This window comes from Streptomyces sp. JLSY215 (assembly GCF_059682825.1).
This window is the reverse complement of record NZ_CM185022.1, coordinates 8143358-8165227: the sequence shown is the minus strand read 5'-3', so window position 1 is coordinate 8165227 and position 21870 is coordinate 8143358. Positions and strand designations below refer to the sequence as shown.

At 70.7% G+C, this 21870-nt stretch carries 20 protein-coding genes; 4 read left to right on the top strand and 16 right to left on the bottom strand.

Annotated elements, in window-relative coordinates:
• Positions 1-38: 38 nt before the first annotated feature.
• Both AC5677_RS36255 and AC5677_RS36250 read right to left on the bottom strand, forming a co-directional pair.
• The gene (locus tag AC5677_RS36255; protein WP_497192131.1) at positions 39-617 is read right to left on the bottom strand and encodes a SigE family RNA polymerase sigma factor; all 579 of its coding nucleotides are present in this window, start codon (positions 615-617) and stop codon (positions 39-41) included.
• Positions 618-688: 71 nt separating this feature from the next.
• A complete protein-coding gene (locus tag AC5677_RS36250) occupies positions 689-1774 on the bottom strand; it encodes a helix-turn-helix domain-containing protein (protein WP_497192130.1) in 1086 nt (361 codons plus the stop codon).
• A 922-nt stretch (positions 1775-2696) separates the two neighbouring features.
• Here AC5677_RS36250 and AC5677_RS36245 point away from each other — a divergent pair.
• Positions 2697-3767, top strand: a complete 1071-nt coding sequence (locus AC5677_RS36245) for a phosphotransferase family protein (RefSeq protein WP_497192129.1) — start codon at positions 2697-2699, stop codon at positions 3765-3767.
• Positions 3768-3929: 162 nt separating this feature from the next.
• Here AC5677_RS36245 and AC5677_RS36240 read toward each other — a convergent pair whose 3' ends face one another.
• The 4 genes from AC5677_RS36240 to AC5677_RS36225 form a co-directional block, all read right to left on the bottom strand.
• Entirely contained in the window at positions 3930-4694 is a 765-nt protein-coding gene (locus AC5677_RS36240) for an SDR family NAD(P)-dependent oxidoreductase (RefSeq protein ID WP_497192128.1), read from the bottom strand.
• A gap of 284 nt (positions 4695-4978) precedes the next feature.
• On the bottom strand, positions 4979-6046 hold the full coding sequence (locus AC5677_RS36235; protein WP_497192127.1) for an alkene reductase: 1068 nt from the start codon (positions 6044-6046) through the stop codon (positions 4979-4981).
• A 295-nt stretch (positions 6047-6341) separates the two neighbouring features.
• On the bottom strand, positions 6342-6815 hold the full coding sequence (locus AC5677_RS36230; protein WP_497192126.1) for a MarR family winged helix-turn-helix transcriptional regulator: 474 nt from the start codon (positions 6813-6815) through the stop codon (positions 6342-6344).
• A gap of 721 nt (positions 6816-7536) precedes the next feature.
• Positions 7537-7911, bottom strand: a complete 375-nt coding sequence (locus AC5677_RS36225) for a cupin domain-containing protein (protein WP_497192125.1) — start codon at positions 7909-7911, stop codon at positions 7537-7539.
• 72 nt (positions 7912-7983) lie between these two features.
• Between AC5677_RS36225 and AC5677_RS36220 the strand changes: the two genes are divergently transcribed.
• Positions 7984-8466, top strand: a complete 483-nt coding sequence (locus AC5677_RS36220; protein WP_497192124.1) for a MarR family winged helix-turn-helix transcriptional regulator — start codon at positions 7984-7986, stop codon at positions 8464-8466.
• Positions 8467-8580: 114 nt separating this feature from the next.
• Positions 8581-9807: a cytochrome P450 gene (locus AC5677_RS36215; protein ID WP_497192123.1), complete on the top strand. Its 1227-nt coding sequence runs from the start codon at positions 8581-8583 to the stop codon at positions 9805-9807.
• Between the two features lie 208 nt (positions 9808-10015).
• On the opposite strand, the gene AC5677_RS36210 is transcribed toward AC5677_RS36215, so the two are convergent.
• The 6 genes from AC5677_RS36210 to AC5677_RS36185 form a co-directional block, all read right to left on the bottom strand.
• A complete protein-coding gene (locus tag AC5677_RS36210; RefSeq protein WP_497192122.1) occupies positions 10016-10936 on the bottom strand; it encodes an RNA polymerase sigma-70 factor in 921 nt (306 codons plus the stop codon).
• The gene (locus AC5677_RS36205; protein ID WP_497192121.1) at positions 10933-12132 is read right to left on the bottom strand and encodes an NAD(P)/FAD-dependent oxidoreductase; all 1200 of its coding nucleotides are present in this window, start codon (positions 12130-12132) and stop codon (positions 10933-10935) included. Before AC5677_RS36205 ends, AC5677_RS36210 begins: the two co-directional genes overlap by 4 nt.
• Before the next feature lie 192 nt (positions 12133-12324).
• Positions 12325-13203: an alpha/beta fold hydrolase gene (locus AC5677_RS36200; protein WP_497192120.1), complete on the bottom strand. Its 879-nt coding sequence runs from the start codon at positions 13201-13203 to the stop codon at positions 12325-12327.
• A 149-nt stretch (positions 13204-13352) separates the two neighbouring features.
• Entirely contained in the window at positions 13353-13637 is a 285-nt protein-coding gene (locus AC5677_RS36195; RefSeq protein WP_497192119.1) for a DUF6333 family protein, read from the bottom strand.
• A 72-nt stretch (positions 13638-13709) separates the two neighbouring features.
• A complete protein-coding gene (locus AC5677_RS36190; RefSeq protein ID WP_497192118.1) occupies positions 13710-14108 on the bottom strand; it encodes a DUF6234 family protein in 399 nt (132 codons plus the stop codon).
• A gap of 524 nt (positions 14109-14632) precedes the next feature.
• Positions 14633-15631: an NAD(P)H-dependent flavin oxidoreductase gene (locus AC5677_RS36185; RefSeq protein ID WP_497192117.1), complete on the bottom strand. Its 999-nt coding sequence runs from the start codon at positions 15629-15631 to the stop codon at positions 14633-14635.
• 110 nt (positions 15632-15741) lie between these two features.
• Here AC5677_RS36185 and AC5677_RS36180 point away from each other — a divergent pair, with 110 nt between their 5' ends.
• The gene (locus AC5677_RS36180) at positions 15742-16122 is read left to right on the top strand and encodes a winged helix-turn-helix transcriptional regulator (RefSeq protein ID WP_497192116.1); all 381 of its coding nucleotides are present in this window, start codon (positions 15742-15744) and stop codon (positions 16120-16122) included.
• 80 nt (positions 16123-16202) lie between these two features.
• On the opposite strand, the gene tpg is transcribed toward AC5677_RS36180, so the two are convergent.
• The 4 genes from tpg to AC5677_RS36160 form a co-directional block, all read right to left on the bottom strand.
• The gene (gene tpg / locus AC5677_RS36175) at positions 16203-16760 is read right to left on the bottom strand and encodes a telomere-protecting terminal protein Tpg (protein WP_497192115.1); all 558 of its coding nucleotides are present in this window, start codon (positions 16758-16760) and stop codon (positions 16203-16205) included.
• A gap of 3 nt (positions 16761-16763) precedes the next feature.
• Positions 16764-18896, bottom strand: coding sequence for a telomere-associated protein Tap (gene tap, locus AC5677_RS36170; RefSeq protein WP_497192114.1), 2133 nt, complete (start codon positions 18894-18896; stop codon positions 16764-16766).
• Between the two features lie 229 nt (positions 18897-19125).
• Positions 19126-20598, bottom strand: coding sequence for an MDR family MFS transporter (locus AC5677_RS36165; protein ID WP_497192113.1), 1473 nt, complete (start codon positions 20596-20598; stop codon positions 19126-19128).
• A gap of 279 nt (positions 20599-20877) precedes the next feature.
• A complete protein-coding gene (locus tag AC5677_RS36160; RefSeq protein ID WP_497192112.1) occupies positions 20878-21807 on the bottom strand; it encodes a LysR family transcriptional regulator in 930 nt (309 codons plus the stop codon).
• Between the last annotated feature and the right edge of the window lie 63 nt (positions 21808-21870).

Sequence of the window (21870 nt, the reverse complement as noted above, 5' to 3'; positions counted from 1 at the left end):
TCCAGGCGTCGCGGGAGGTCACCCCTTCAACACCCCATCTATCGGGAGGGCCGTCTCCCACCCGATCCCGATAAGGCCTGCGACATCCGGGGTCGCGCCAACGCCGTCCAGCAGGCCCGCAGCCTGGTGCCGGACGCGTCGTTGAGGCGGCGGTCGAAACAGTGCAGGAGCGAGGTGACCGCAGCGGGCTGGATGCCGAGCGTGTCGGCCGTGGATGCCACGCTGAGGCCCATGCAGTGGTGCAGGAGTACGACGTCGGCCTGGGCGGAGGGCACCAGGTGGAGGAGGACGCTCGCTGGAGTGCGGGGTGCTTTGTGGGCTGCGCGGTGAACGCGGCGGGTGAGCGCCGTCCAGGCTATGGCCGCGGTGTGGTGGCCGGCGAGCGCCTGTGTCCAGGACGTGGCGAGGTCTCCGAGGGCGTACTGGACGGCCCGGACCGCTGCCTCATGGTCGGCGACCAGGTGCCTGGCGTAGTGCTGATAGACGTGGTGGTGGAGCTGGCAGAACGCGGAGAAGTCGGCGGGCAGGACCACGGTGATGGCCGCCCCGCCGAGTTCCGGACGCACGGGAGTGGTGTGCGGCGTGGTGCCGACGGCGGCGGGTGGTGCAGACGGCATGTTTCCCCCGGGGAGGGTCGTCGGATGCGGGAGCGCGGTGGGCGGTCGCCCGAGCGGGGCGGCCGCGGACGTCAGCCGAAGGCGGCCGCGGGCGGACCGTGTCCCTCGTCGGGTGCGCCTGTGGCGGTGAGTTCTTCGATGCGGGCCCACAGCGGCCGGATGGCGTCAGCGTCGCCCTGCAGCGCGGTGGTGAGGGCCTCGACCACCGGCCACCGCAGGAAACCGGCAGGCGGAGCCTCGGCCGCCAGGAGGCTGGCGGCCGCACTGCCGGTCAGCGGCATCGGGCCACGGCGCACCAGGGCGGGTATCCCGGGCTGGGCGGCGGCCAGCCGCAGCCCGCGGAGGGCGGCCTGGAGTGCACGAACCGCTTGCGCACGGGTCTGACCGTCGGCCGGCGGCAGCGTGGACAGGCCCTGAGCGGCATTCCACAGGAACATCACGTCCTCGGGATCGGCACCGCACGCGTGGGCGAAGGCACGGGTGACGTCCCAGACGGGAGTGCGTTCTCCCGACATGATCCGGTAGATGTACGACGTGGACACGCCCGTGCTGAGCGCGAGACTGCGGATGTCCAGGTCCCCGTTTCGGCCCAGGTACGACAGGGCGCACGAGAGGGCGTACCCGGGCTGGCCGGGCAGCAGGCGGTTGGGACGCCGGCCGGGCGGATTCCGCGCATTCTGGGCGGTGACCGGCCGTTGCTGCTTGCGGGCGGGGCGGCGGTCCGCGCGGTGCGCCAGGATCTTGTCGGTCTTCTCCGCGGAGTAGTTGGCCTTGAGGGTGCTCTCCGCGGTGGTCATCACCCTGGATATCTGCGTCCAAGTGGCTCCGCTGGTGCGGGCCTGACGGACCGCGACGGCGGTGACGTCCTCGAGGTCGCGGCGCAGGGCGACACACCACTCGACGACCTCGAGAGGCAGCGCCGGCACCCGGTGGCGGGCGCTGTGGTCCAGGCCCTGTGCCCTGGTCAGCAGGCTGTGGCTGATGCGCACGACGTCGTCGTCGTAGTCGCGCAGTTCGGCCGGGGCGCCGGTGCGGGTGCGGTAGGAGGCACTGCGGCACTTCGAGGTGCAGTAGCGCGGCAGACGGCCGGTCGGCTTGGGGCGTTCGAAGGTACGGCGGCAGTGGCCGCAGATGATGAGCGGCTGGGTCTTCGTCATTGAAGGTTCCATGTCGGGCAATCAAAGGTGCGTGAACACCGCCGGGGCATCACACGCAGGAAGCTTTCATCGCGTCCGAGCGAGCGCTTTGGGCGCTTCGCGCGACGAAACCGAGGGGCACCTGCCCTCGCCGGGGCTGTGCAAGGGAGGCGGGTCCCGGCCTGCACGACCGCCTTGCGCGGGCGGCAGGCCGGGCCCCAGCGCTCAACTACCGCAGGCGGACCGCGCGATGGGCGAGGTGGACGCACTTCTCCACCAACGCAGGCGTGGACGCCGACGCGGCGGCGGGCACGGGCGCGGGACTGCAGACCAGGACGATGCCCGCAAAGGCCACGGCGAGGAATGCTCCGATGCCGGTGTTGACAGGCGTGTCGACAGCGCCGCATGTTTGCCAAACGACAACACAGGTCATGCTAACTTCGAGCCCGCCGGCCATCCGATGAGGACGGCTCGCAGGACGCGGACGAAAAGGCATCTGCACTCTCCTTTTTGTGCGTGATCACAGATGAACGGAAGGGCCCTGCGGGAAGGTTGGACGCCACCTCAGGGCCCTTTCGCATGCCCGACCCTAGCCCCTCGCTTACACAGAGAGCGACTGGATCGTCACGAAAGCGGAAAGACGGTTCAACGGCTGCACGAAAGCAACACCCGCACCACCGCGGCCCGCAGTCGGAATGCGGAGTATCCCGCACACAGCCTTCCATGCAAGGCGTTTTGCAATATGCATTCGCAAATATCTGAATGCTTGCAGGCTCCCCGCCGCCGACGGGACCGGCGGGACCGGCGCCTGCGCGGGAGCTGCACCTGTGCAACGTGGGGAGAGGGGTCGGGTCGGGATACAGGGGTACGCCTTGAGGGCCGCTCCGTCCGCCAACTGGCTTTGTCGGCGCAAGCCTTCACGTGCGTGGAAGGATGTGAGCCTATGTGGCCACGACTGGTGTTCGGGGAGAAGCTCAGGGCCGAACTGGGTTCGCCCCGGCGGGCCCGCAGGCTGGGCAGCAGTCCGCGGTCACGCGTATGGCGGGCCGAGCTGTCCGGCACACCTGTGGTGGTCAAGCAGCTGATCAGCGGGCCAGAAGCAGACGAGCGGTATGCCCGCGAGGTGGCTGCGTTGCGGCTCGCGGGCAGGGCCGACCCGCCCGTCGTACCGATGCTTCTCGGCACCGATCCGGGCGAACGGGTGCTGGTCCTGGAGCACTTGGAGCACCGAGCGCCGCGCGAGGACTGGATGGTCGACTACGCGGCGGCGCTGGCCCGGCTCCATGCGGCCTCCGGCGCCGGCGACGGCCCCGATGCCGACGCCCACGCCGACGCCGACGCCGAAGCCGCGGGCAGTCTTCCGGCCTGGTCCGGCCCGGCCCAGGAGGACATCGACTCGTTCCTCAGGCTTGCCCGGACGCTCGACGTGGCGATGCCGTCCGGCGTGCGACGCGAGCTGGACGGCCTTGTGGACCGTCTGGCCCGGACTCCGGGCCGGGCCCTGCTGCACGGCGATCCCTGTCCCGGCAACGACATGCACACCAGCAGCGGCGTGAGGTTCATCGACTTCGAACAGGCCGCGCTGGGCAACGGGCTCATGGAGCTCGCCTACCTCCGCATCGGCTTCCCGACCTGCTGGTGTGCCACCGCTCCGGCTCCGGCGCTGCTGGACGCGGCAGAGCGCGCCTACCGCACGGCGTGGCGCAATGCGACGGGCACCGAGGTCCACGGCGATCTCACCGACGCGTGCGCCGGCTGGTTGCTACGGGGCGACGCATTGGTGCAGCGGGCCCAGCGAGGGGCCGTCGACCACCTGGACAGAATTCCGCACCGCGACTGGAAATGGGGCACCGCCACCGCCCGACAGCGGCTGGTACACCGTCTCCGGGTCGTCGACCAGATGACCGCCGGGAGCGGTGAGCTGACGGACCTCGGACGGCTGGCCGCGGCCATGCGCAAGAGCATGCTCGCCCGTTGGCCCACGCTTCAACCGCTGCCCTCGCAACGGCCGTAGAGGCCCCGCAGGCCGTTCCCGAGACTGGTCCCGAGGCCTTTCCGGAGGCCGCCCGTCCGGGGGCTTCGGCGTCGGTCGGTTCCGTAGCTGCGTCGTCTGCACGATGCCGTCCTGGACGACGTGGAGCCGGCCCGGTGCCGAGGCAGCGCGTGTGAGGGTGCGTCAGAAGAAGCCGCCGTCGGCCTCCAGCGTGCGGCCGGTGATGTAGGAGGCGTCGTCGGAGACGAGGAAGGCGGTGACGGCGGCGATCTCCTCGGGGCGGGCGAGGCGGCCGAGGGCGCCGTGCATCTTCAGCATGTCGTCCAGCGATGCGTCGAGCAGCGGGTGCTTGTAGCTGAGCCCGTGGGCCTCGGCCATGTCGGTGACGGTGCCGCCGGGGGCGATGGCGTTGATGGTGATGCCGCGTTGGCCGAGTTCCGCGGCGAGGTTCAGGACCATGCTGTTGACCGCGCCCTTGCTTCCCGCGTAGAGGGTGTGGTGGAAGATGGCGCGGGTGGCGCTGACCGACGACGTCAGTACGATCCGTCCGCCTTCGGTGAGATGGCGGGCGGCGTGCTGTACGGCGAAGAGCTGGCCGCGGGTGTTGACGGCGAAGACCCGGTCGAAGTCCTCCGGTGTGATCGCGTCGAGGCGGCCGAAGTGCTCGATGCCGGCGTTGCTCACCAGGATGTCGAGCTTGCCGTAGTTCTCGACGACCCGGTCAACCAGGCGCCCGGTCTGCTCCGGGTCCGAGACGTCCGCCTGGAGGGCGATCGCGTCGGCGCCGGCCTCCTTGAGCCGGGCTACCAGCCGCTCGGCGGGGGCAGCGCTGCTGCGGTAGTTGACCGCGACGGTGGCTCCGTCCTGCGCGAGCCGTTCGGCGACCGCCTTGCCGATGCCGCGGCCGGCGCCCGTTACCAGGGCGACTTTGCCGTGAAGGTTTCCCATGATCGTTCCACTCCGTTCGACGTTCCGTCTGTCGGTCGTCGGTCATTCGGCGGCCGTTCGTCGGTCATTGGTGGGTCATTGGTGGGTGATTGGTCGGTCGTTCGTCCGTCATCCGTCGGAAATCCCTCCGCACGAGGGCGGGCGGGCGTTGTCACGGCCGCTCCGTCCGGGGCCCCGAGGCGAGCCGGCCATGTGTCCGGTCGTCCGCCTCGCCTCGGGGCCGGCTGTTTGCGTTCACCGCGCGTGCGGGTTCAGAAGCTGACTCTTCGAGCCCGGTACGAGGGCTAGGGCAGGGACGGGTAGTCGGTGTAGCCGCGCTCGTCGCCGCCGTAGAACGTGGCGGGGTCGGGGGTGTTGAACGGGCCGTCCTGCCGGAGCCGCGACGGCAGATCCGGGTTGGCGAGGAAGAGCGCACCGAAGGCCACCGCGTCGGCGGTGCCGTCCTCGACGAGCTTCAGTGACTCCGGGCCGGTGCTGGCGGGGTGGGTGAAGGGGTTGAGGAGGAAGGCCCCCGGCCACTGCTTGCGCAGCTGCAGCGTCAGGTCACGGTCCGGGCCTTCCAAGAGGTGCAGGTAGGCGAGGCCGAGCGGTGCGAGCGCCGTCAGCAGCTCTCCGTAGACGACGGCGAGGTCGGTCTCGACGATGTCGTTGTAGGGGTTGCCGGGCGATACGCGGAAGCCGACGCGTTCCGCACCGACGGCTTCGGCCACCGCCGTGGCCACCTCCACGCCGAAGCGGATGCGCCCCTGAGCCGTCCGGCCCCAGGCGTCGGCACGGCGGTTGGCGTTCTCCGAGAGGAACTGGTGGATCAGGTAGCCGTTGGCTCCGTGGATCTCCACCCCGTCGAAGCCCGCAGCCACGGCGTTGCGGGCGGCGGTGGCGAAGTCGGCGACGGTCTGCTCGATCTCGGCGGGCGTCAGCTCCTTCGGGGTGACGAAGTCCTGCGGACCCTGGTGGGTGAAGACCTGGCCCTTGGCCGCCACCGCCGACGGGCCCACCGGCACGAGACCGTCGGGCAGCAGGCTGGGGTGGCCGACCCGGCCGGTGTGCATCAGCTGGGCGAAGATCACGCCGCCGCGCTCGTGTACGGCCTCGGTCACCGGCCGCCAGGCGTCGACCTGGGCGGCGCTGTGCAGTCCGGGGGTGTCGGGGTAGCCCTGGCCTACGGCACTGGGCTGCACGCCTTCGGTGATGATCAGACCCGCCGCGGCCCGCTGGGCGTAGTAGGTGGCCATCGCTTCGGTCGGCGTACGGCCGGGACCGTAGGCGCGGCTGCGCGTCATCGGCGCCATCGCGATGCGGTTGTTCAGCGTCAGACCGGCGAGGGCGAGCGGATCGAATGCCGTGGCCACAGGGAGCTCCAAAGATTGGTCGGCCAAGTAATTGTCGCCAGCATAACTTGGTCGACCAAGTGAATATTCCCAGGGGTGGCGATCCAGTGGATACAGCAGAGGGAAATGCGGGGGTGGGCGTGCGCTCAGCGCGACGGGGAACGGCCGGGCGGCGGCTCGGCGGGGCCGCGGCGGGAAGCGGTGCCTGGGTCGCGAAGCGGTGCCTGAGTCGTGGGCGCGGTTCGATTCCCGACCGCCGGCACGGGCACCGGGGCGGGCGACGGCGCGGAGCCCCCCTCCCCCCGCACCGGTCCGCTTACGCCGTCAGATTCTCCGTGATCCGGCCGAGCAGACGCATGGCGAGCTCGCGCTCCTCGGGCGTCAGCCCCGCGGTGGTCACCTCCTCCAGCTCCCGCCACGCCTGCTCCACCCGCTCGCGCAGCGCCTGCCCCGCGCGGGTCGGGCGCACCACCACGGCCCGGCGGTCGGTCTCGGAAGGTGCCCGGGTGACGAATCCGGACTGCTCCAGGCGCTTGAGCATCTTCGTCACGGTCGACGGATCGAGGCCGAGGGTCTTGATCAGGTCCGCCTGGCGCTGCTCGCCCTTCTGCCACAGGCGCATCATCAGCAGTTCCTGACCCGGGTAGAGGCCGGTGTCACGGAGCAGATTGCCGGCGGTGATGCGGTGCACCCTGGCCGCGGAGAAGAGCGCCGCACTCATCGGAGCGCCCGCCGGTTCAAGCACCGGATCGTCGCTCGCTCCCGTCACGTCGGGCGTCGGCGTGCTCATCAGGTCTCCTCCAGGTGAAAGACGGGCCGCGATTCCACAGGGGCCGTGACATCCAGCCGACCAGTGTATTTGCCGGCCCCTAAAGCTGGATGAACTTCCCGACGCCGCGGGGCAGCATTCGCGCGGTCCGCCGCATCGGGAACGGCGACGCCTCCACCTCCGACCCGTGCGTGAAATCCGCGCGGGCGCCCGTGCGCCCGCCGCTCACAGATCCCCTCTCCTCCCCAGCTCGGACCAGGTGTGATGCATTGATGCAGCGATCGGGCGGGCCGGGTGCCCGGCACTGCGTCGCCCCCCTCCCCCGGTCATCCGCCAGCGGCAGGCAGGCCGCAGCGACTCCCGTCCCACGGTGCAGGCCCGCCCCGCGGAGCGTCGGGAATGCTCGCGGCATGACGTACGCTGAAGAAATTACCGGGTCGACCAAATAGTGGTGTGTGGCACACGAGCTCTCGCAAGGCCGGCCCGGGGCGCGACTCGGTGAGCCGATACGAGCCCGCCACCGCATCCCGCCGGAGACCCGCCGCCGGCCCCGAGGCAGACTCCCCGCCCTCGGCGCCGGCTGGCGGCGGCAGTACCGCCGCGCCCCTCTCCCCCCCCGTGCACCACATCCACCCCGCCCGCGCCATTCATCCCGTCAGACCGTCGCGGACCGGCCCATGACGCGCCACAGCGGTGATCCAGATGGCCGCGTCCTTGCGCTGGAGCCGTCGATAAGAGGTGGTCACTCCGCCCAGGGAAGCGCCCGCGGCTCGGGGCTTCCCGGCACGGAGGCCCGACCGCCGGCCGGCATCGCGACCAGCGCCTCGGCGGGCTCTGCGGCGGTGCGGAACTGGCGCATGGCGCCTGCCGGGAGGACAACGGCGTGACCCGAGGTCAACGTCTCGGTCCGGCCGGCGGATGTGACCTCGATCGATCCGCTGAGCAGCATCCACACCTGCTCCCGGTCGATTGCATGCTCCGGCCCGGTGGCGGCGGGCTCCATGCGGACCCGCCAGGTGCTGATCTCTGCGCTGCCCCTGCTCGGCGCCGCGAGGCCGGTCATGACAGCGGCGGGCGTGGCGGTGACGAGTTCGGGCGATGGCGCGATGACGTGCATGGTTCTGGCTCCCCTTTGAGTCAACCTGCTTTACTTGCATTGAGTAAAGCAGGTTGACTCGCTTGTGTCACCATGGATCCCGTGCGCAACGACGACCCGCTCCCCCGTGCCGAGTTGACCTACCTGCTCGGCATGGCCTTCCAGCTCCTCCTCACCGAGTTCAACGAGCGCGTGGCCGCAGCTGGTTATGCGGACCTGCGTCCCGTCCACGGCATGACGTTCCAGATCCTTCGCGGCCGGGGAGCCACCAGCACCGAGCTGGCCGAGCACCTCGGAGTCACGAAGCAAGCCGCGGGGCAGATCGTCGACGACCTGGAGAAACGCGGCTACGTACGACGGCAGCCGCACCCCGCGGGCGGACGCCGCAAGCTCGTTGTCCTCACCGACGCGGCGCGCGAACATCTGGCCGTGGCCGGCCGCATCCTGCACAGCCTGGAAGCGGAGATCTCCGAAGGGAGCGGCGGAGCCGACATCGATGTTCTGCGGAGCGAACTGGCCCGCCTCATCCGCGCGCTGAGCGGTGACCAACTGCCGCCCCTGCGTCCCGTGTGGTGAGAACCAGGCGGCGATCACGCCACCGACCACCTACCTCGGTGTCAGGGCCGTGTCAGTCATATGTCAGGCACGTTGGCGATCGTGGCCGTATCAGCCGCCACGAAAGGCATTCCGATGACGCAAACGGCTCCCATCCCGAACGGCCTCCCCATGGAGCGCGATGCGGGCCCCTTCGACCCGCCCAGCGAGATCACCCGGCTGCGCGAGGCTCGCCCGGTCAGCCCCATGGCCTTTCCCGACGGCCATGAGGGCTGGCTCGTCACCGGCTACGAGGCGGTCCGCCAGCTCCTGGCCGACACCCGGTTCAGCTCCCGCCAGGACATCGGTGTCCTGCACCTGCCGTACGAGGTCCCCGGCATGCCCGTCGTGACCGAGCCGTCCCCGCAAGTACCCGGCCTGTTCGTCGCCATGGACGCGCCGGACCACACCCGGCTGCGACGCAGACTCACCGGCGCCTTCACCGTCAAGCGCATGAAGCAGCTCGAGGAGCACATCAGCGACATCGTCGAACGGCAGCTGGACGAGATGGCGCGCCTCGCCGCGCCGGTCGACCTGGTCAAGGAGTTCGCGCTGCCGGTGCCCTCGTTGGTGATCTGCGAACTGCTCGGAGTCCCCTACGAGGACCGGGACACCTTCCAGGTCAACTCCGCCAAGTTCATGGTCAAGGACCTGCCGCTCGACGAGAAGATGGCCGCCTACGGGGCGATGACCACGTACCTCGCCGAACTGGTCACCCGCAAACGCGCCGCCCCCGGCGAGGACATACTCTCCGACCTGGCCCGCCATGACGACCTCACCATCGAGGAGCTGACCGGCGTCGCGTTCCTGCTGCTGCTCGCGGGCCACGAGACCACCGCCAACATGCTGGCACTGGGCACCTTCGCGCTCCTGGAGCACCCCGAGCAGCTGGCCGAACTGCGGGACAATCCGGATCTGCTGCCCGACGCCGTCGAAGAGCTCATGCGCTATCTGTCCGTCGCCGACATCTTCTACCGCTACGCCACGGAGGACCTCGAACTCGGCGGTGAAACCATCGGCAAGGGGTCGACCGTCGTCGTCTCACTGCTGGCCGCCAACCGCGACCCCCAGCGCTTCGACGACCCCGACGCCCTGGACATCCACCGCAAGGCCCGCGGCCACACGTCCTTCGGTCACGGCATCCACCAGTGCCTCGGCCAGCAGCTGTCCCGCATCGAGATGCGGGCCGGTTTCGCCGGTCTGCTGCGTCGCTTCCCGACCCTCGCGCTCGCCGTCCCCGCCGATGAAGTGAAACTCAGGACCGACATGAACATCTACGGCGTCCACGAACTGCCGGTCACCTGGACGGAGACGGACCGGTAGGACGGACCGGTAGGACGGCCCGGTCGGACGGCCGAGTCGGGCGGCCCGGTGAACGGCCTGGCGAAGCCGTCGGCGGGTGAAGTACGGGGGAAGTCAGGCGGTATCGCCCGCCGTACGGGCCCTCGAACCAAGGCCCCCGCCGGAGCCGGCTCCTGCCCCGGGCCCTGACCCGGCTCCGACACCGGCTCCGGCTCCGGCTCCGGCGCGCTTACCGCGTCCCGATGTCGTAGGTGGTGCCGTCGCCGATGGCCTGGAGTTTGTCCGGGTTGGCCACGTTGTAGATCGCGCTGATCCGACCGTCGGCGTCGAAGTCGAAGGCGACGGTGGCGATCACGCGTCCCGGCCCGCTGAACATGATGCCCGGCCCGCCGTTGATCTCGACGAGTTCGGCTTTCATGTCGGTGGGCTCGACGCCCTGGTAGGTGACGGTGCCGATGGCCGCGAACCAGGTGGCCACCGTGGCCGTGCCCACCACTGGGCGCAGGGCCTGGCGGACCTTGCCGCCGCCGTCGGTCCACAGGGTGACGTCCGGGGAGAGCAGCTCCATCAGGGCGTTGACGTCCCCGCCGGTGGCGGCGGCGAAGAACCGCTCGGTGGCTTCGCGCTGCCGCGACCGGTCGGCGGCGAAGCGCGGCCGACGGGCCCGCACATGCTCGCGGGCCCGGTGTGCGGCCTGCCGCACCGCGGCTTCGGACCGCTCCACCGACTCGGCGATCTCGGCGTGGCTGAAGTCGAAGACCTCCCTCAGCACGAACACCGCGCGTTCCAGCGGGCTGAGCGTCTCCAGCACCACCAGCATGGCCATCGACACCGACTCGGCGTCCGTGACGATCTCCGCGGCGTCCCCGCCGGTGAGGATGGGCTCCGGAAGCCACGGGCCCACATAGGTCTCACGCTTGTGCCGGGTGGAGCGCAGCCGTTCCAGCGCCAGGTTCGACACGATCCGCGTCAGGTACGCCTTGGGATCGGCCACCTGCGAGCGGTCCGCGGCGGACCACTTGATCCAGGCGTCCTGGACCGCGTCCTCGGCGTCGGCCGCGCTGCCTAGGACGCGATAGGCCACGGAGAACAGCAGGTTGCGGTGCTCGTGGAAGACGTGATGCTCGGGGTGGGCGGTCAGGTCGGTCACCGGGCCTCCCCGGCACGGGTGAAGCGGCCCCCGCGGGGCCAGAACGCGCCCGATGCGGGCATCTTCTTCATACGGCCGTAGGTCGGCCAGGGCGAGGCGGTCACGGTCTCCTTGTAGCGGACCGCCGTGCGGCCTGTCAGGCAGATCCGGCGCGGGCTGTCATCGGGGCGGGTGAACTGCACCACCGCGTCACCTCGGCCCAAGCTCACCGGCGTGTGGTAGTAGCCGAAGCGGAACGGCTTGGGCCGCTTGCCCCTGAGCACCCGGTCGATCGACAGCGCGGCGTGCACCCCGGTCGGCATGCCGCCCTGGCAGGTCCCGTGCATGACGCCGTAGCCCTGGCGGATCGCGGCCGCGTCGCCGATCGCGTACACGTCGGGGTGGGACACCGAGCGCAGCGCGGCGTCGGTGACGATGCGTCCGCGCTCGTCGACGGCCAGCCCGGCGGCGGCAGCGAGCGGCGACACCCGCGTACCGCTCGTCCACAGGACCGCGTCGGCGTCGATGCGCTCCCCGCCTGCCAGCTCGACCGCGTCGGGTTGCACCTTCACCACCTCGGCCCCGGTGCGCACCTGGACGCCCAGCCGGTCGAGCGCGGCGTGCACGTACGCCCTGGCCTTCGGGTTCATGGCCGCGCCGGGCTCGGTCCGGCCCAGCAGCACAACGTTCAACTCCGGGTGCCGCTCGGCGATCTCCGCGGCCGACTCGATGCCGGTCAGCCCGCTGCCGCCGACCACCACCGTGCCGAGCCGCCCCAGTCGGTCGGCCAGCAGCTCCGCGTCCTGGGCACTGCTCAGGGTGTACATGTGGTCCTCGGCGCCCGGCACCGCCGATGTGTCCGCCACGCTGCCCAAGCCGTACACCAGCGTGTCGTAGTGCAGGACCCTGTCGTCGTCGATCCGCACGGTCTTGGCGTCCGCGTCCACCGCCGTCACCCAACCGCACACGAACTGCGCCCCGGTGCCCTCCAGCATCTCGGGGATGCTCAGTTCGGCGAGCCGCTGGCCGGTCGCCGTCATGTGCAGCCGCATGCGCTCGGTGAACCGCTCCTGCGCATTGACCACGGTCACCTGCACGCCCCCGCGCCGCTTGGTTCGGGCCGCGAGCTGGATGGCGGCGCTCATGCCCGCGTACCCCGCCCCCAGAATCACCACACGGTGCGTGGCCGTCATGCCGGTCTCCTGCTGTGCGCTCATCGTTCCGTCCTCCTCCACTCGCTGACGACCACCAGATGGAAGCAGGCCTCCCATCCGTGACATGGGGTCGATGTGACGCGCGACACAGCCCGAATCGGGGTCCGTCGGCAGGCGGTGGGAAGGGCGGGCGACGTCCTCGCCGCGGACGTCGTCCGCTTCGCGCGGAGGGTCGGGATCGGCTCCTGGACTGCCTCAGGGGCGCGACAGGAAGCGGGCGATGTCCGCCGCCACGGCCTCGGGGATCACTGACGGTGCGAAGTGCATCTGGCCGGGGTACGTCGTGAGCGTGACCTGAGGCAGTGCGGCCGCGAGCCGGTCGAGGGTGTGCGGCATCGGCTGCCAGGTGTCGGCCCCCCGCATCAGCAGCGTCGGGACGGTGACGGCGGACCAGCGCGCCACGTCCGCCGTGTCGGCGGCCATCGATTCCAGGTCACGGCACCAGCCGGGCGCATCGGAGGGCTCGTCGTCGGCCGGCTCCCCCGCGTCCATGAGGTCCAGCAGGGCGGCCGGGACGCGGGCCACCTCCTCCCCCAGGAGCCGGTCGGCGCGCCTCCTGTCACCGTTCGCCGTCAGCTCCTCGTATCGGGCCAGGACGGGCGTCAGCTCCTGACCGGCCGCGTACAGCGGCGGCTCCCACAGCACGAGGGAGCGGACCGGGAGCCCGGCCGCCGCGGCGTGCAGGGCGACGGTGGCGCCGTAGGACATGCCGACCAGGTGCACAGGACCGTCGATCCTGTCGATCAGTGCCCTGAGATCCCCCACCTCGTCGGAGAAGCGCTTCGGCGATCGGCCCGGCCCGCTCGGGGCGTATCCGCGCCGAGCCGGTATCCACAGCTCGAACCGGTCGGCGAGTCGTTCGGCCACCGGCTGCCAGGAGTGCAGCCCGCCGCCGGAGCCGTGAACCATGACGACCGGCGGTCCGGAACCGATCCGTCGACAACCGATGGCGGTCCCATCGAAGGACTCGAAGGACTCGAAGGACTCGAAGGACTCGAAGGACTCGGAGGACTCGGAGGACTCGGAGGACTCGGAGGACTCGGAGGACTCGGAGGACTCGATCATGCTGGACATGCTGGGACCGTTCCATGATCCACCCGGGCCGGTCCACTGAATTTCCGCAGCCGACGCAGCCGCCCTCGGCCGGCCCCGGGCTGCCTCGCAGACGGCGCCGCCCTTGCCAGACTCGCGGTCCGCTCCCCCGCCCTGGCACACCGAGCCGCTCAGCCCGTATTGAGCCAGACCTCTTCCATCAAAGCGACGTGCTCCTCGGTGCGTTGGACCCAGAACACCGACAGCCGCTCCGCGGCCTCGACCTGCGGCGTCTCTTCCAAGGCCTGCTCGATCGTCACGAACTCTTCCGCGAACCGGCGGGCCCGCACTGCGACATGCGCCGGCCAGCCACCGGAGTGGTCAGGGAACCGCGGGAGGAACACGGTGACGGTGTACTCGCCGTGACCCATCACGTCCTGGTCAGCAGGCACATCCCAGTAACGGGTGTCATCCATCTCATGAACCCACCTCCGGTCCCGGAAGCGGCGTAGCGCTCGGCCCCGAAGCGCAGGACAGCCGACGCGGTCTCAGCAGTTCGCGCTGTAGCGGATGCATCCGGGTGGCGGGGTGTGGCTGTGGTCCCACTCGTGCTGCGCGGCCGTCAGCGATCCGCCTGCCAGGAGGGCCACCAACAGGTGTGCGATCACCGTCCAGCGGGCACGGAAGACTGCCGCGAGAACCGCCAGGACGAGTAGGGCGATCAGCAGCATCCGTATCCGCCCGATGTGCGCGAGGCCGGCCGCGTCGATCTGTGCTCGGTCGCCTTGCGCTGCCCATACCTCCAGGCCGTAGCCGTATATCCAGTCCAGCACGAGCCATCCGGTCTCCAACAGGAACAGCGGGATCGCGAGGGCGAGGTCCACGCCCAGGCGTGTCCGGCGCGACCAGGGACGTCGGCGTTCCGGGGCCGGAAGGGTGTCGGTCATGGGAGCAGGGTGCCGCGGCTGGTGGTGATGCGCATGAGTACCGGTACTCAGGTTTGGTCCGGTGGAGCGGCAGGTGATGGGGGTTTGCGATGGGGGCTCGTGATGGGGGCTTCGTCAACTGATCGTCTCGGAACGAGCTCCGTTATCAGGCTGGGCAGTTGGGCCGCATGGCGGCACAGTCTCGCGGGTGTCAGATGGTGATCGTCCACGTGCTGCGCAACGGCACCCGGTCTCCTCGACGGGGCACCGGCCAGGAAGCTCAGGGCGGTTGGGGGAACCGTCTGTGGAATGTCGGCGTGATCTGTCGCGCTGCATTCTTCGGCGTGGACAGGTCACTGAGGGCGGCGGGTGGAGCGGGTGCCCTGATCGCGGGCAGGTACGAACCGACCGAACTGCTCGGCCGCGGAGGCATGGGCGAGGTCTGGGCCGTCCGTGATCGCGAACTTCATCGCAACGTCGCAGGTCGGCGAACTCGCAGTGTGGCGCGCTGCGGTGGCGGCGTGGTGGGCACGGAGCCGAGAGTGTCAGGTGGTCCGTGTCCCCCGCATGAGGGCTGCGGCATCCGCGGCGATGTCGGCCACGATGCGGCCCGCCGGGGCGACGTCGTGGACGAGCCCGGCGCTCTGTCCCGCGTAGAGGGCGAGAGCCTCCAGGTCGCCCGACATACCGGGTACGGGGACCATGTCGTCGTAACGCAACCAGACCCGTCCGTCGGCGCTCCGGGCCACCACGGCGCCTTCCCCGGGGCGGTTCGGCACGGCGGGGCGGTCCGCGGCCTCCCAGGCGCGGAGCGTGGAGTTGCGCAGCGCACGGTGCGGGGCGTTGGACCAGCCGCCGTCGAAGCACCGCGTGTGCACCGCGTCCTGCGGCGCCGCCCGGATCACGGCCTGACGGTAGACCTCGTGCGTGGCCGCCTCGGATGCCGTCAGGAAACGGGTGCCGAGCCATCCGGCCTGGGCCCCGAGTGCCAGTGCGGCGGCGAGCCCGCGTCCGTCGGCGATGCCGCCGGCCGCGATGACGGGCACCGGGTGCACCGCGTCCACGACCGCGGGCACCAGCGCCATCGTGGTGACCTCCCCGCGGACGTGGCCGCCCGCTTCGCACCCTTGGGCCACGATCACGTCGACGCCCGCGGCAGCGGCGCGTTCGGCCTCGGCGACGGAACCGACCGTGTGGAGGTGCAGGGCATCGGCCGAGTGTGCACGTTCGGCGACGACCGAGGGATCGCCCCAGAACGTCGAGATGACCGGCACGCGTTCCGCCAGGCAGGCGTCGAGAAGCTCGTCGACCGGGAAGTCCAGCACCAGGTTCGCGGCGAAGGGCCTCGGCGTCGTCCGCCGAACCTGCCGGATCCGGCGCACCGCCTCCTCGGGTGTCACCCAGGTCAGCGCAAGGGTGCCGAGTCCGCCCGCGTTGGCCACCGCGGCCACCAGCTCCGTGGTGACCGCGGACCCGATGGGTGCCTGCACCACGGGTACGTCGATGCCCAGTTGCCGGCACAGAGGTGTGGTCAACGTCGTCATGCCGTGCTCCTCATGCCGGGTGTTTCGGTTTCCGAAACGCGCGGCGATGTTAGTGTTTCGAAATCCGAAACGCCAGGGGCGTGGGTCCGCAGGAGCGCAGGAGGAGCGCGATGGTCACACCGAAACCAGGACGGCCGGTGCGTGGCTCGACCACCGGAAGCCCCCTCATGGCCGCGCTCGATCTGTTCGGCCGGCGATGGAGCCTGCGCGTGGTGTGGGAACTGAACGATGGCGCCCTGGGCTTCCGTGAACTGCGCCGACGCTGCGGCGACATGTCCTCCAGCGTGCTGCGTCAACGCCTCGTCGAACTGATCGAGGCGCGCCTGGTGCACCAGACCCCCGACGGCCACTACGCCCTCACCGCGCTGGGGCGACAGGCCCACACAGCGCTCAGCCCCCTCATCGACTGGTCCGCCACCTGGGCCACCGAACTGGCCGAGCACTCCTCCGACGACGACACCGCTACCGTCGACGCGTCGGACATCCCCTGATCCTCTCGTCGGAGCGGCCTGCTGAGGCGCCGCCCGGCCAACCGGCGTGGCCCGTCAGAGGAATCAGTTCCCGGATCTTCTCAGAAGTCCAGGTCCAGGTAGTCGATGTCGTTGAGGGCGACATCCGAGAGTCCCATCGCGCGGGTTCCGCCGTCCTGGAAGTAGACCTCCTTGAATCCGTCGGCGACGATCTGACGCATCTGCTGGTCGCCGGCGCCTTGGTCGCGGGCGTCGAACAGGCGCTGCGCGTAGGCCGGCGGAAGGTGGACGGTCAGGCGGCGGAAGCGGCCGTCGTCGGTGGTGCCGATGGGAGCGGTGTAGCCGAACCGGGCGCGGGTTTCGACGGTGATGCCGGTGGTCGTGGCGGCCTGTTTGCGGCGGCGTTTGCGGACCTGGGGCTGCCAGCGGGAGCGGACCGCCGCGTCGATCCGGTCGGCGATGGGCTTGGGCGGGTGTTTGCGCTGACCGGTGCGGTAGCGCTCGACCGAGCGCTGGGTGACCCCGATTTCCTGGGCGACTGCCCTGGTCGTCTTGAGCTGCTTGAGCAGGAAATTGATACGGGCCTGGGTGGACTTGGGCGGCTCGCGGGTGAAACCCTCGCGGTCGGCGCGCTCGATCGCGTCGTCGATCTCTCGCACGGGCTACTCCCCCTCGTCCAGGACGGCGTCGCCGCCCTTGATGTGGCGGGCCGGGTTGAAGCCCCGCTCCATCAGGTCGACCGCCCAGGACATCTCCTGGACGCCCTCCAGCTTCGCCAGTCCCGGCGTGGACCCGAGGCGGAACGCTCCGGGCAGGGGCTTGCCGGAGGTGGTGTACGGCAGGAAGTCCAGCGGGCCGGGGCCCGGCGAGGGGTAGACCACGCAGTCCGACAGCACGGCGAGCGGGTAGAGCCCCGTCGCCTCGGCGGTCTTGAGGAGCTTGCGGTGCATGTTGACCCGCGCCTTGGAGATGACCGCGGCGCGGATGTCCGGCCGCCAGGTCGGGCGCTCCAGGGCCGGCCACCTGTCGCCTTCCTTGTAGCGCCGGCCTTGCGGGCGCTCGCGGAGCTTGCCGATACCGCCCTTGACGGTGGCCTTGATCGCGGCAAGGACGGCTGCCAGGCCCGGGTCGGCGTCCTTGTGACGCTCCATCGCCGCGAGGAACTCGGTGTCGGTGAGGTCCTTGGTGACGCCGAGGTCGGCGAGGGTGTCGCCGTAGGCGGTCTTGAGGCGGTCGTGCCAGGGGTCGAGGTAGGCGCCGGTCTCGCGGCGCAGGAAGGCCTCGATCGGGGCGACGTTGTAGCCGAGCTCCTGGGCGTAGGCGACGGTCTGCGTCTGATACCAGGCCGGGCCGTCCGGCCGTCGGCCGGACGGCGTGAACGGCGAGGGGAGGCGCGGGTCGAGTTCCACATGGGAGAGGTCCACCAGCCAGGAACCGGGGATCTTGGGGTTGAAGGCCGGGTGGTGGAAGTGGTCGGGGCCGGACAGGCCGACCATGAGCCGGGCGGCCGCGGCGAGGAACGCGGTGTTCAGGTCCAGGCCGACCGCGAACGGCAGCAGGCACTCCTCATCGCTCAGCAGGTCGACGTCGCGCACCCACTGGTAGGCCTCCTCGTCCAGGAAGCCGCCCGTCCAGCCGGAGCCCACCACGACGGGGTGCTCGGCGGTGGCTTCCGGTGGTGCCGGATCGACCGCCTCCGTACCGAGGGAGCCGGGGTTGTGGCCGGGTACCCACTGGCCGGTGGCCTTGTCCTGCACGGCGCGGGTCGGCGGGCGCAGTGCGGTCATCAGCTCCAGCCCCGAGACGGCGGTCGAGCCGCGGGGGGTGGTGACGCGCTGGGCGTAGACGCCCAGGACGCGGGCGATGTCGGCCGGTGCCATCTCCGCCACCCCCGGCCAGGAGCGGGGGTCAAGGGCGTCCCAGGACAGGACGGCGAGCTGTACGCACTGGCGCCGGCCGTCCTGCGCCGGGCGGTAGATCCGCGCCCACGGGCCGAACCCCCGCTGCGTCAGCTGCCACTTCGCCTTCTTCACCTGCTTGACCACCGGGTGGTCCTCGGGCAGGCGCAGCGAGCGGCGCTGCTCGGGCCCCTCCAGGCGCTCGGGCAGCCCGAGTTGCACGGCTGCGGATGCGGTGAGGACGATCAACGGGTCGGCGTCCTTGCCGTTGCGGTGCAGCTTCGGCGCCCCGAGACCGGACTCCGTCAGCGTCCACTCCACCAGCTCCGGGACGGAGGTCGCCGGGCAGTCCAGCACGATCCCGTCCACGCCGTAGGCGGAGCCGTCACCGTCCAGCACGGCGAGCGGACCGTGGGGGAAGCGCGGGTCGAGCGCGGGCCCGGCGGGCTTCTTGGCGCTCGGGCGGCGCGACGGCGTTGCCGGGCGGGCGCGGACGACGGGAGGCCGCGGTGCGCTCCGGACGGCCGCAGCCTGCGGCGGTCCCGGGGTTTCCGGCTCGGCGGCCGGGGCGGTGAACGCCTCCGGGGCCGGTTGAGCCGCGGCGGCAGGAGCGGGGGCAGAGGCGGACGCGGCGGCGGGGGTGTCGTGGGCGGGGTATTTCGCCGCCCAGCCGGTCAGCAGTCGCTGATAGGCCTCCAGGCGCGGCGACTTCGGCTCGGAGCGGCCGTTCTCCCAGTTCTTCACCGTCTGGGTCGTCGACTTCAGTGCCTGCGCCAGGCGAGCCTGGGTGATGCCGGCCGCGGCACGCAGTCGGGCACGCTCCGCAGGAGGCGGGAGCTGCGGCTCCTCCTCCAGCAACGCATCCACCGATGCGAACAGCTCTTCCTCGCTCGCCATAGCTACCTCCGCCCCGAACCCTAACAGCCATTACCCCGGCATTTAGCCCAGTTATTTAACCTTTTCGGCTTACCGGCTGGCCTGAGTCGGGGCGAAGTGAGGTGAGGCGAAGTCCGATGAAGTGAAGTGCGGTGAAGTGAAGTGCGGTGAAGTGAAGTGCGGTGAGAGCGGTCGGTCGGTTGATCCGGCCCCGGTCCGAATACGAACCGGGGCCGGATCGACCGCGACCTCAGGATGCGGCGGGCTGCTCCGCGGCGGTGCCGTGCTCCTGGGCGTCGGCGGCAGCCATCCGGCGGGGCAGTTTCGCGGCGACGACGACCGTCACCACGGTGAGCGCGGCGGCGATGGCGAAGGCCAGCTTCATCCCGCTCAGCGCTGCGGGCACGGCCGCGACGCCGTCGGCGACCAGATGGCTGCTGCGCGCGGACATCACCGTCACCACAAGCGCGGTCCCGAACGCCGCGGCGACCTGCTGCAACGTCCCGAGCATCGAGCTGCCGTGGGAGTACAGATGCGGCGGCAGCGCGCCCATGCCCAGCGTGAAGACGGGGGTGAACGTCGCGGCCAGGCTGACCATCAGCAGCGCGTGCAGTCCCAGCACCTGCCAGTACGGCATCGTCATCGAGACCTGGGTGAAACCGCCGAGGGCGAGGACCATGCCGATCGAGCCGGGCAGCACCAGCGGCCGGCTGCCGAACCGGTCGAACAACTTACCCACGGTCGGCCCCAGCAGCCCCATGGCCAGTCCGCCCGGCATGACCAGCAGGCCGGTCTCCAGCGGGGTGAGCCCGCGCATGTTCTGCAGATACAGCGGCAGCAGGATCATCGACCCGAGCATCGCCAGGAATCCGATGGAGATGAGGGCCAGGGAAAGGCCGTAGGTGCGGTGTCGGAGAGTGCGCAGATCCATCAGCGGCACACCGGTGCGTTGCAGCTTGAGCTGGCGGATGACGAAGACCGCGATTGCCGCGATCCCGGCGACGACGATGCCGATACCGAGCCCGACCTTGCCGCCGGTCTCACCCAGGAGGCTCAGGCCGTACACCAGGCCGCCGAAGCCGAGCGCCGCCATGGAGACGCTGAGCCAGTCGATGGAACTCACCTGCGGCTCGCCGATATTGTCCATCTTGCGCAGCCCGAACACGGTCACCAGACCCGCGATCGGCAGGACGACCACGAACAGCAGTCGCCAGGTGCCGGCCTGCAGGATCAGCCCGGACACCGCAGGTCCGAGCGCGGGGGCCACCGAGATCGCCAGGGTGACGTTCCCCATCACCCGGCCGCGGTCGTGCTCGGGCACCACGATCATCAACGTGGTCATCAGCAGGGGCATCATCACGGCCGTGCCCGCGGCCTGCACGATCCGGCCCAGCAGCAGCACCTCGAAGGACGGCGCGACGGCCGACAGGGCGGTCCCCGCGAGGAACACGCCCATCGCGATGGCGTACGCCTGACGGGTGGTGACCCGCTGCAGGAACCAGCCGGTGATCGGAATCACGGCGGCCATGGTCAGCATGAACGCGGTGGACACCCACTGCGCCGACTGCTCGGTGATGCGCAACGAGTCCATCAGCCGCGGGATGGCGTTGATCAAGATCGTCTCGTTCAGGATCACCACGAACGTGGCCAGCACCAGCAGGCGCACCACGGTCGGTATTCGGGCCGGCTGCACGGCCGGTCGTTCTTGGATCGCAGCTGTCATGGCAGCACCTCACTGGGGTTCCTGGTCACAGTCGCCTCGCAGCCAGGGGCTGTCGGCACGGACGTGGGCGGGGATACGGGATGGAGACCGGCACGCCTGGCAGAATTCATCGGTCGGCTCGAGTCTTTCGCATCGTCGCACCGATCTCACCCGAATTCTCACCTGTTCACGAAGGCGTCCGCCGGCGACGCCGCGGCCGACGGCCCGCGCCGCATCGACGCCCGCCAGGTCGCCGGGCACCTCCGCCAGGGAACCTCCCGCTTCCTGGACGACCGGGCTTCACGCCCGCCCCACCGGGCGCCATCCCTCCCCGCCCCGGGTCCCCATCTCGCGTGCCAGGGCCACGGTCAGCGCGCGGAAGAGGCGTACCTCGGGCGTGGTGTCGGTGGTGCGGGTGGCCAGGACGCTGTGGGCGCAGGGGGCGTCGAGCACCGGGACGTAGCAGGCCCCCGGCCAGGGGTAGTAGCGGGCGAAGGACATGAGTCCGGAGCCGGCGCCGCGGCCCGCCGCCACGCTGGTGAGGACGTCGTGCGGGGTGAGGGCGTAGTCGGGGGCGCGGTGTTCGCCGGTCTCGAAGTACAGGTAGTCGGCAAAGGTGCGGGGCGTGTGCGGGGGCAGCTGCAGATAGGGCAGGTCGATGACGTCCTTGACGTGGACGCCGGTCGCGGCGGCATCTGCCAGGGGGGAGCGGGCCGGGACCGCGACTATGCGCTGTTCCGCGGTGAGGATGTCCACGTCGATCCCCTCGGCCTCGAAGGCCGGCCGGACGAAGGCCACGTCCACACGGTCCTCGCGCAGCGCGCTGAGGTGTTCGGTGAAGGTCAGCTGGACCAGCTCCAGCGGCACGTCGGGCCGGGCCCGCCGGAAGGCGTTGACGGCTGCCGGGGTGACCTCGGCGGAGCCGTGCCCCATGATGCCCACCCGCAGGGGACGGGCGGCGGGCGGGGCGAGTGCGGCCTCCGTCACGTCCTCGACGGCCGCGTTCGCGGCGGCGAGCAGGGCGCGGGCGTGGGAGACGAGCCGCTGTCCGGCGACGGTCGGCGACACGGGGCCGTTGCCGCGGTCCAGGAGCCGGGTGCCGAGTTCTCGTTCCAGTTGCTGGACGTGCTGGGTGACGGCGGCCGGTGAGAGGAAGAGCCGGGAGGCGGCCCGTCCGTAGTGCTCCTCCTCGACCACCGCCAGGAACGAAGACAGCTTCCGCAGATCCATACCGGCCACGATACGGCTGCGATGCGGCCGGCCCCGACGGCGTTCAGGATTCCTGAACGGAGG

What these genes read in the sequence shown, in the direction of transcription:
- AC5677_RS36230 (WP_497192126.1), bottom strand. Translation starts at nt 6,815, where the DNA reads ATGAGCACGCCGACGCCCGACGTGACGGGAGCGAGCGACGATCCGGTG.
- AC5677_RS36185 (WP_497192117.1), bottom strand. Translation starts at nt 15,631, where the DNA reads ATGACGACGTTGACCACACCTCTGTGCCGGCAACTGGGCATCGACGTA.
- AC5677_RS36245 (WP_497192129.1), top strand. Translation starts at nt 2,697, where the DNA reads ATGTGGCCACGACTGGTGTTCGGGGAGAAGCTCAGGGCCGAACTGGGT.
- AC5677_RS36165 (WP_497192113.1), bottom strand. Translation starts at nt 20,598, where the DNA reads ATGACAGCTGCGATCCAAGAACGACCGGCCGTGCAGCCGGCCCGAATA.
- AC5677_RS36200 (WP_497192120.1), bottom strand. Translation starts at nt 13,203, where the DNA reads ATGTCCAGCATGATCGAGTCCTCCGAGTCCTCCGAGTCCTCCGAGTCC.
- AC5677_RS36225 (WP_497192125.1), bottom strand. Translation starts at nt 7,911, where the DNA reads ATGCACGTCATCGCGCCATCGCCCGAACTCGTCACCGCCACGCCCGCC.
- AC5677_RS36205 (WP_497192121.1), bottom strand. Translation starts at nt 12,132, where the DNA reads ATGAGCGCACAGCAGGAGACCGGCATGACGGCCACGCACCGTGTGGTG.
- AC5677_RS36215 (WP_497192123.1), top strand. Translation starts at nt 8,581, where the DNA reads ATGACGCAAACGGCTCCCATCCCGAACGGCCTCCCCATGGAGCGCGAT.
- AC5677_RS36195 (WP_497192119.1), bottom strand. Translation starts at nt 13,637, where the DNA reads ATGGATGACACCCGTTACTGGGATGTGCCTGCTGACCAGGACGTGATG.
- AC5677_RS36220 (WP_497192124.1), top strand. Translation starts at nt 7,984, where the DNA reads ATGGATCCCGTGCGCAACGACGACCCGCTCCCCCGTGCCGAGTTGACC.
- AC5677_RS36190 (WP_497192118.1), bottom strand. Translation starts at nt 14,108, where the DNA reads ATGACCGACACCCTTCCGGCCCCGGAACGCCGACGTCCCTGGTCGCGC.
- AC5677_RS36250 (WP_497192130.1), bottom strand. Translation starts at nt 1,774, where the DNA reads ATGACGAAGACCCAGCCGCTCATCATCTGCGGCCACTGCCGCCGTACC.
- AC5677_RS36160 (WP_497192112.1), bottom strand. Translation starts at nt 21,807, where the DNA reads ATGGATCTGCGGAAGCTGTCTTCGTTCCTGGCGGTGGTCGAGGAGGAG.
- AC5677_RS36240 (WP_497192128.1), bottom strand. Translation starts at nt 4,694, where the DNA reads ATGGGAAACCTTCACGGCAAAGTCGCCCTGGTAACGGGCGCCGGCCGC.
- AC5677_RS36180 (WP_497192116.1), top strand. Translation starts at nt 15,742, where the DNA reads ATGGTCACACCGAAACCAGGACGGCCGGTGCGTGGCTCGACCACCGGA.
- tap (WP_497192114.1), bottom strand. Translation starts at nt 18,896, where the DNA reads ATGGCGAGCGAGGAAGAGCTGTTCGCATCGGTGGATGCGTTGCTGGAG.
- AC5677_RS36255 (WP_497192131.1), bottom strand. Translation starts at nt 617, where the DNA reads ATGCCGTCTGCACCACCCGCCGCCGTCGGCACCACGCCGCACACCACT.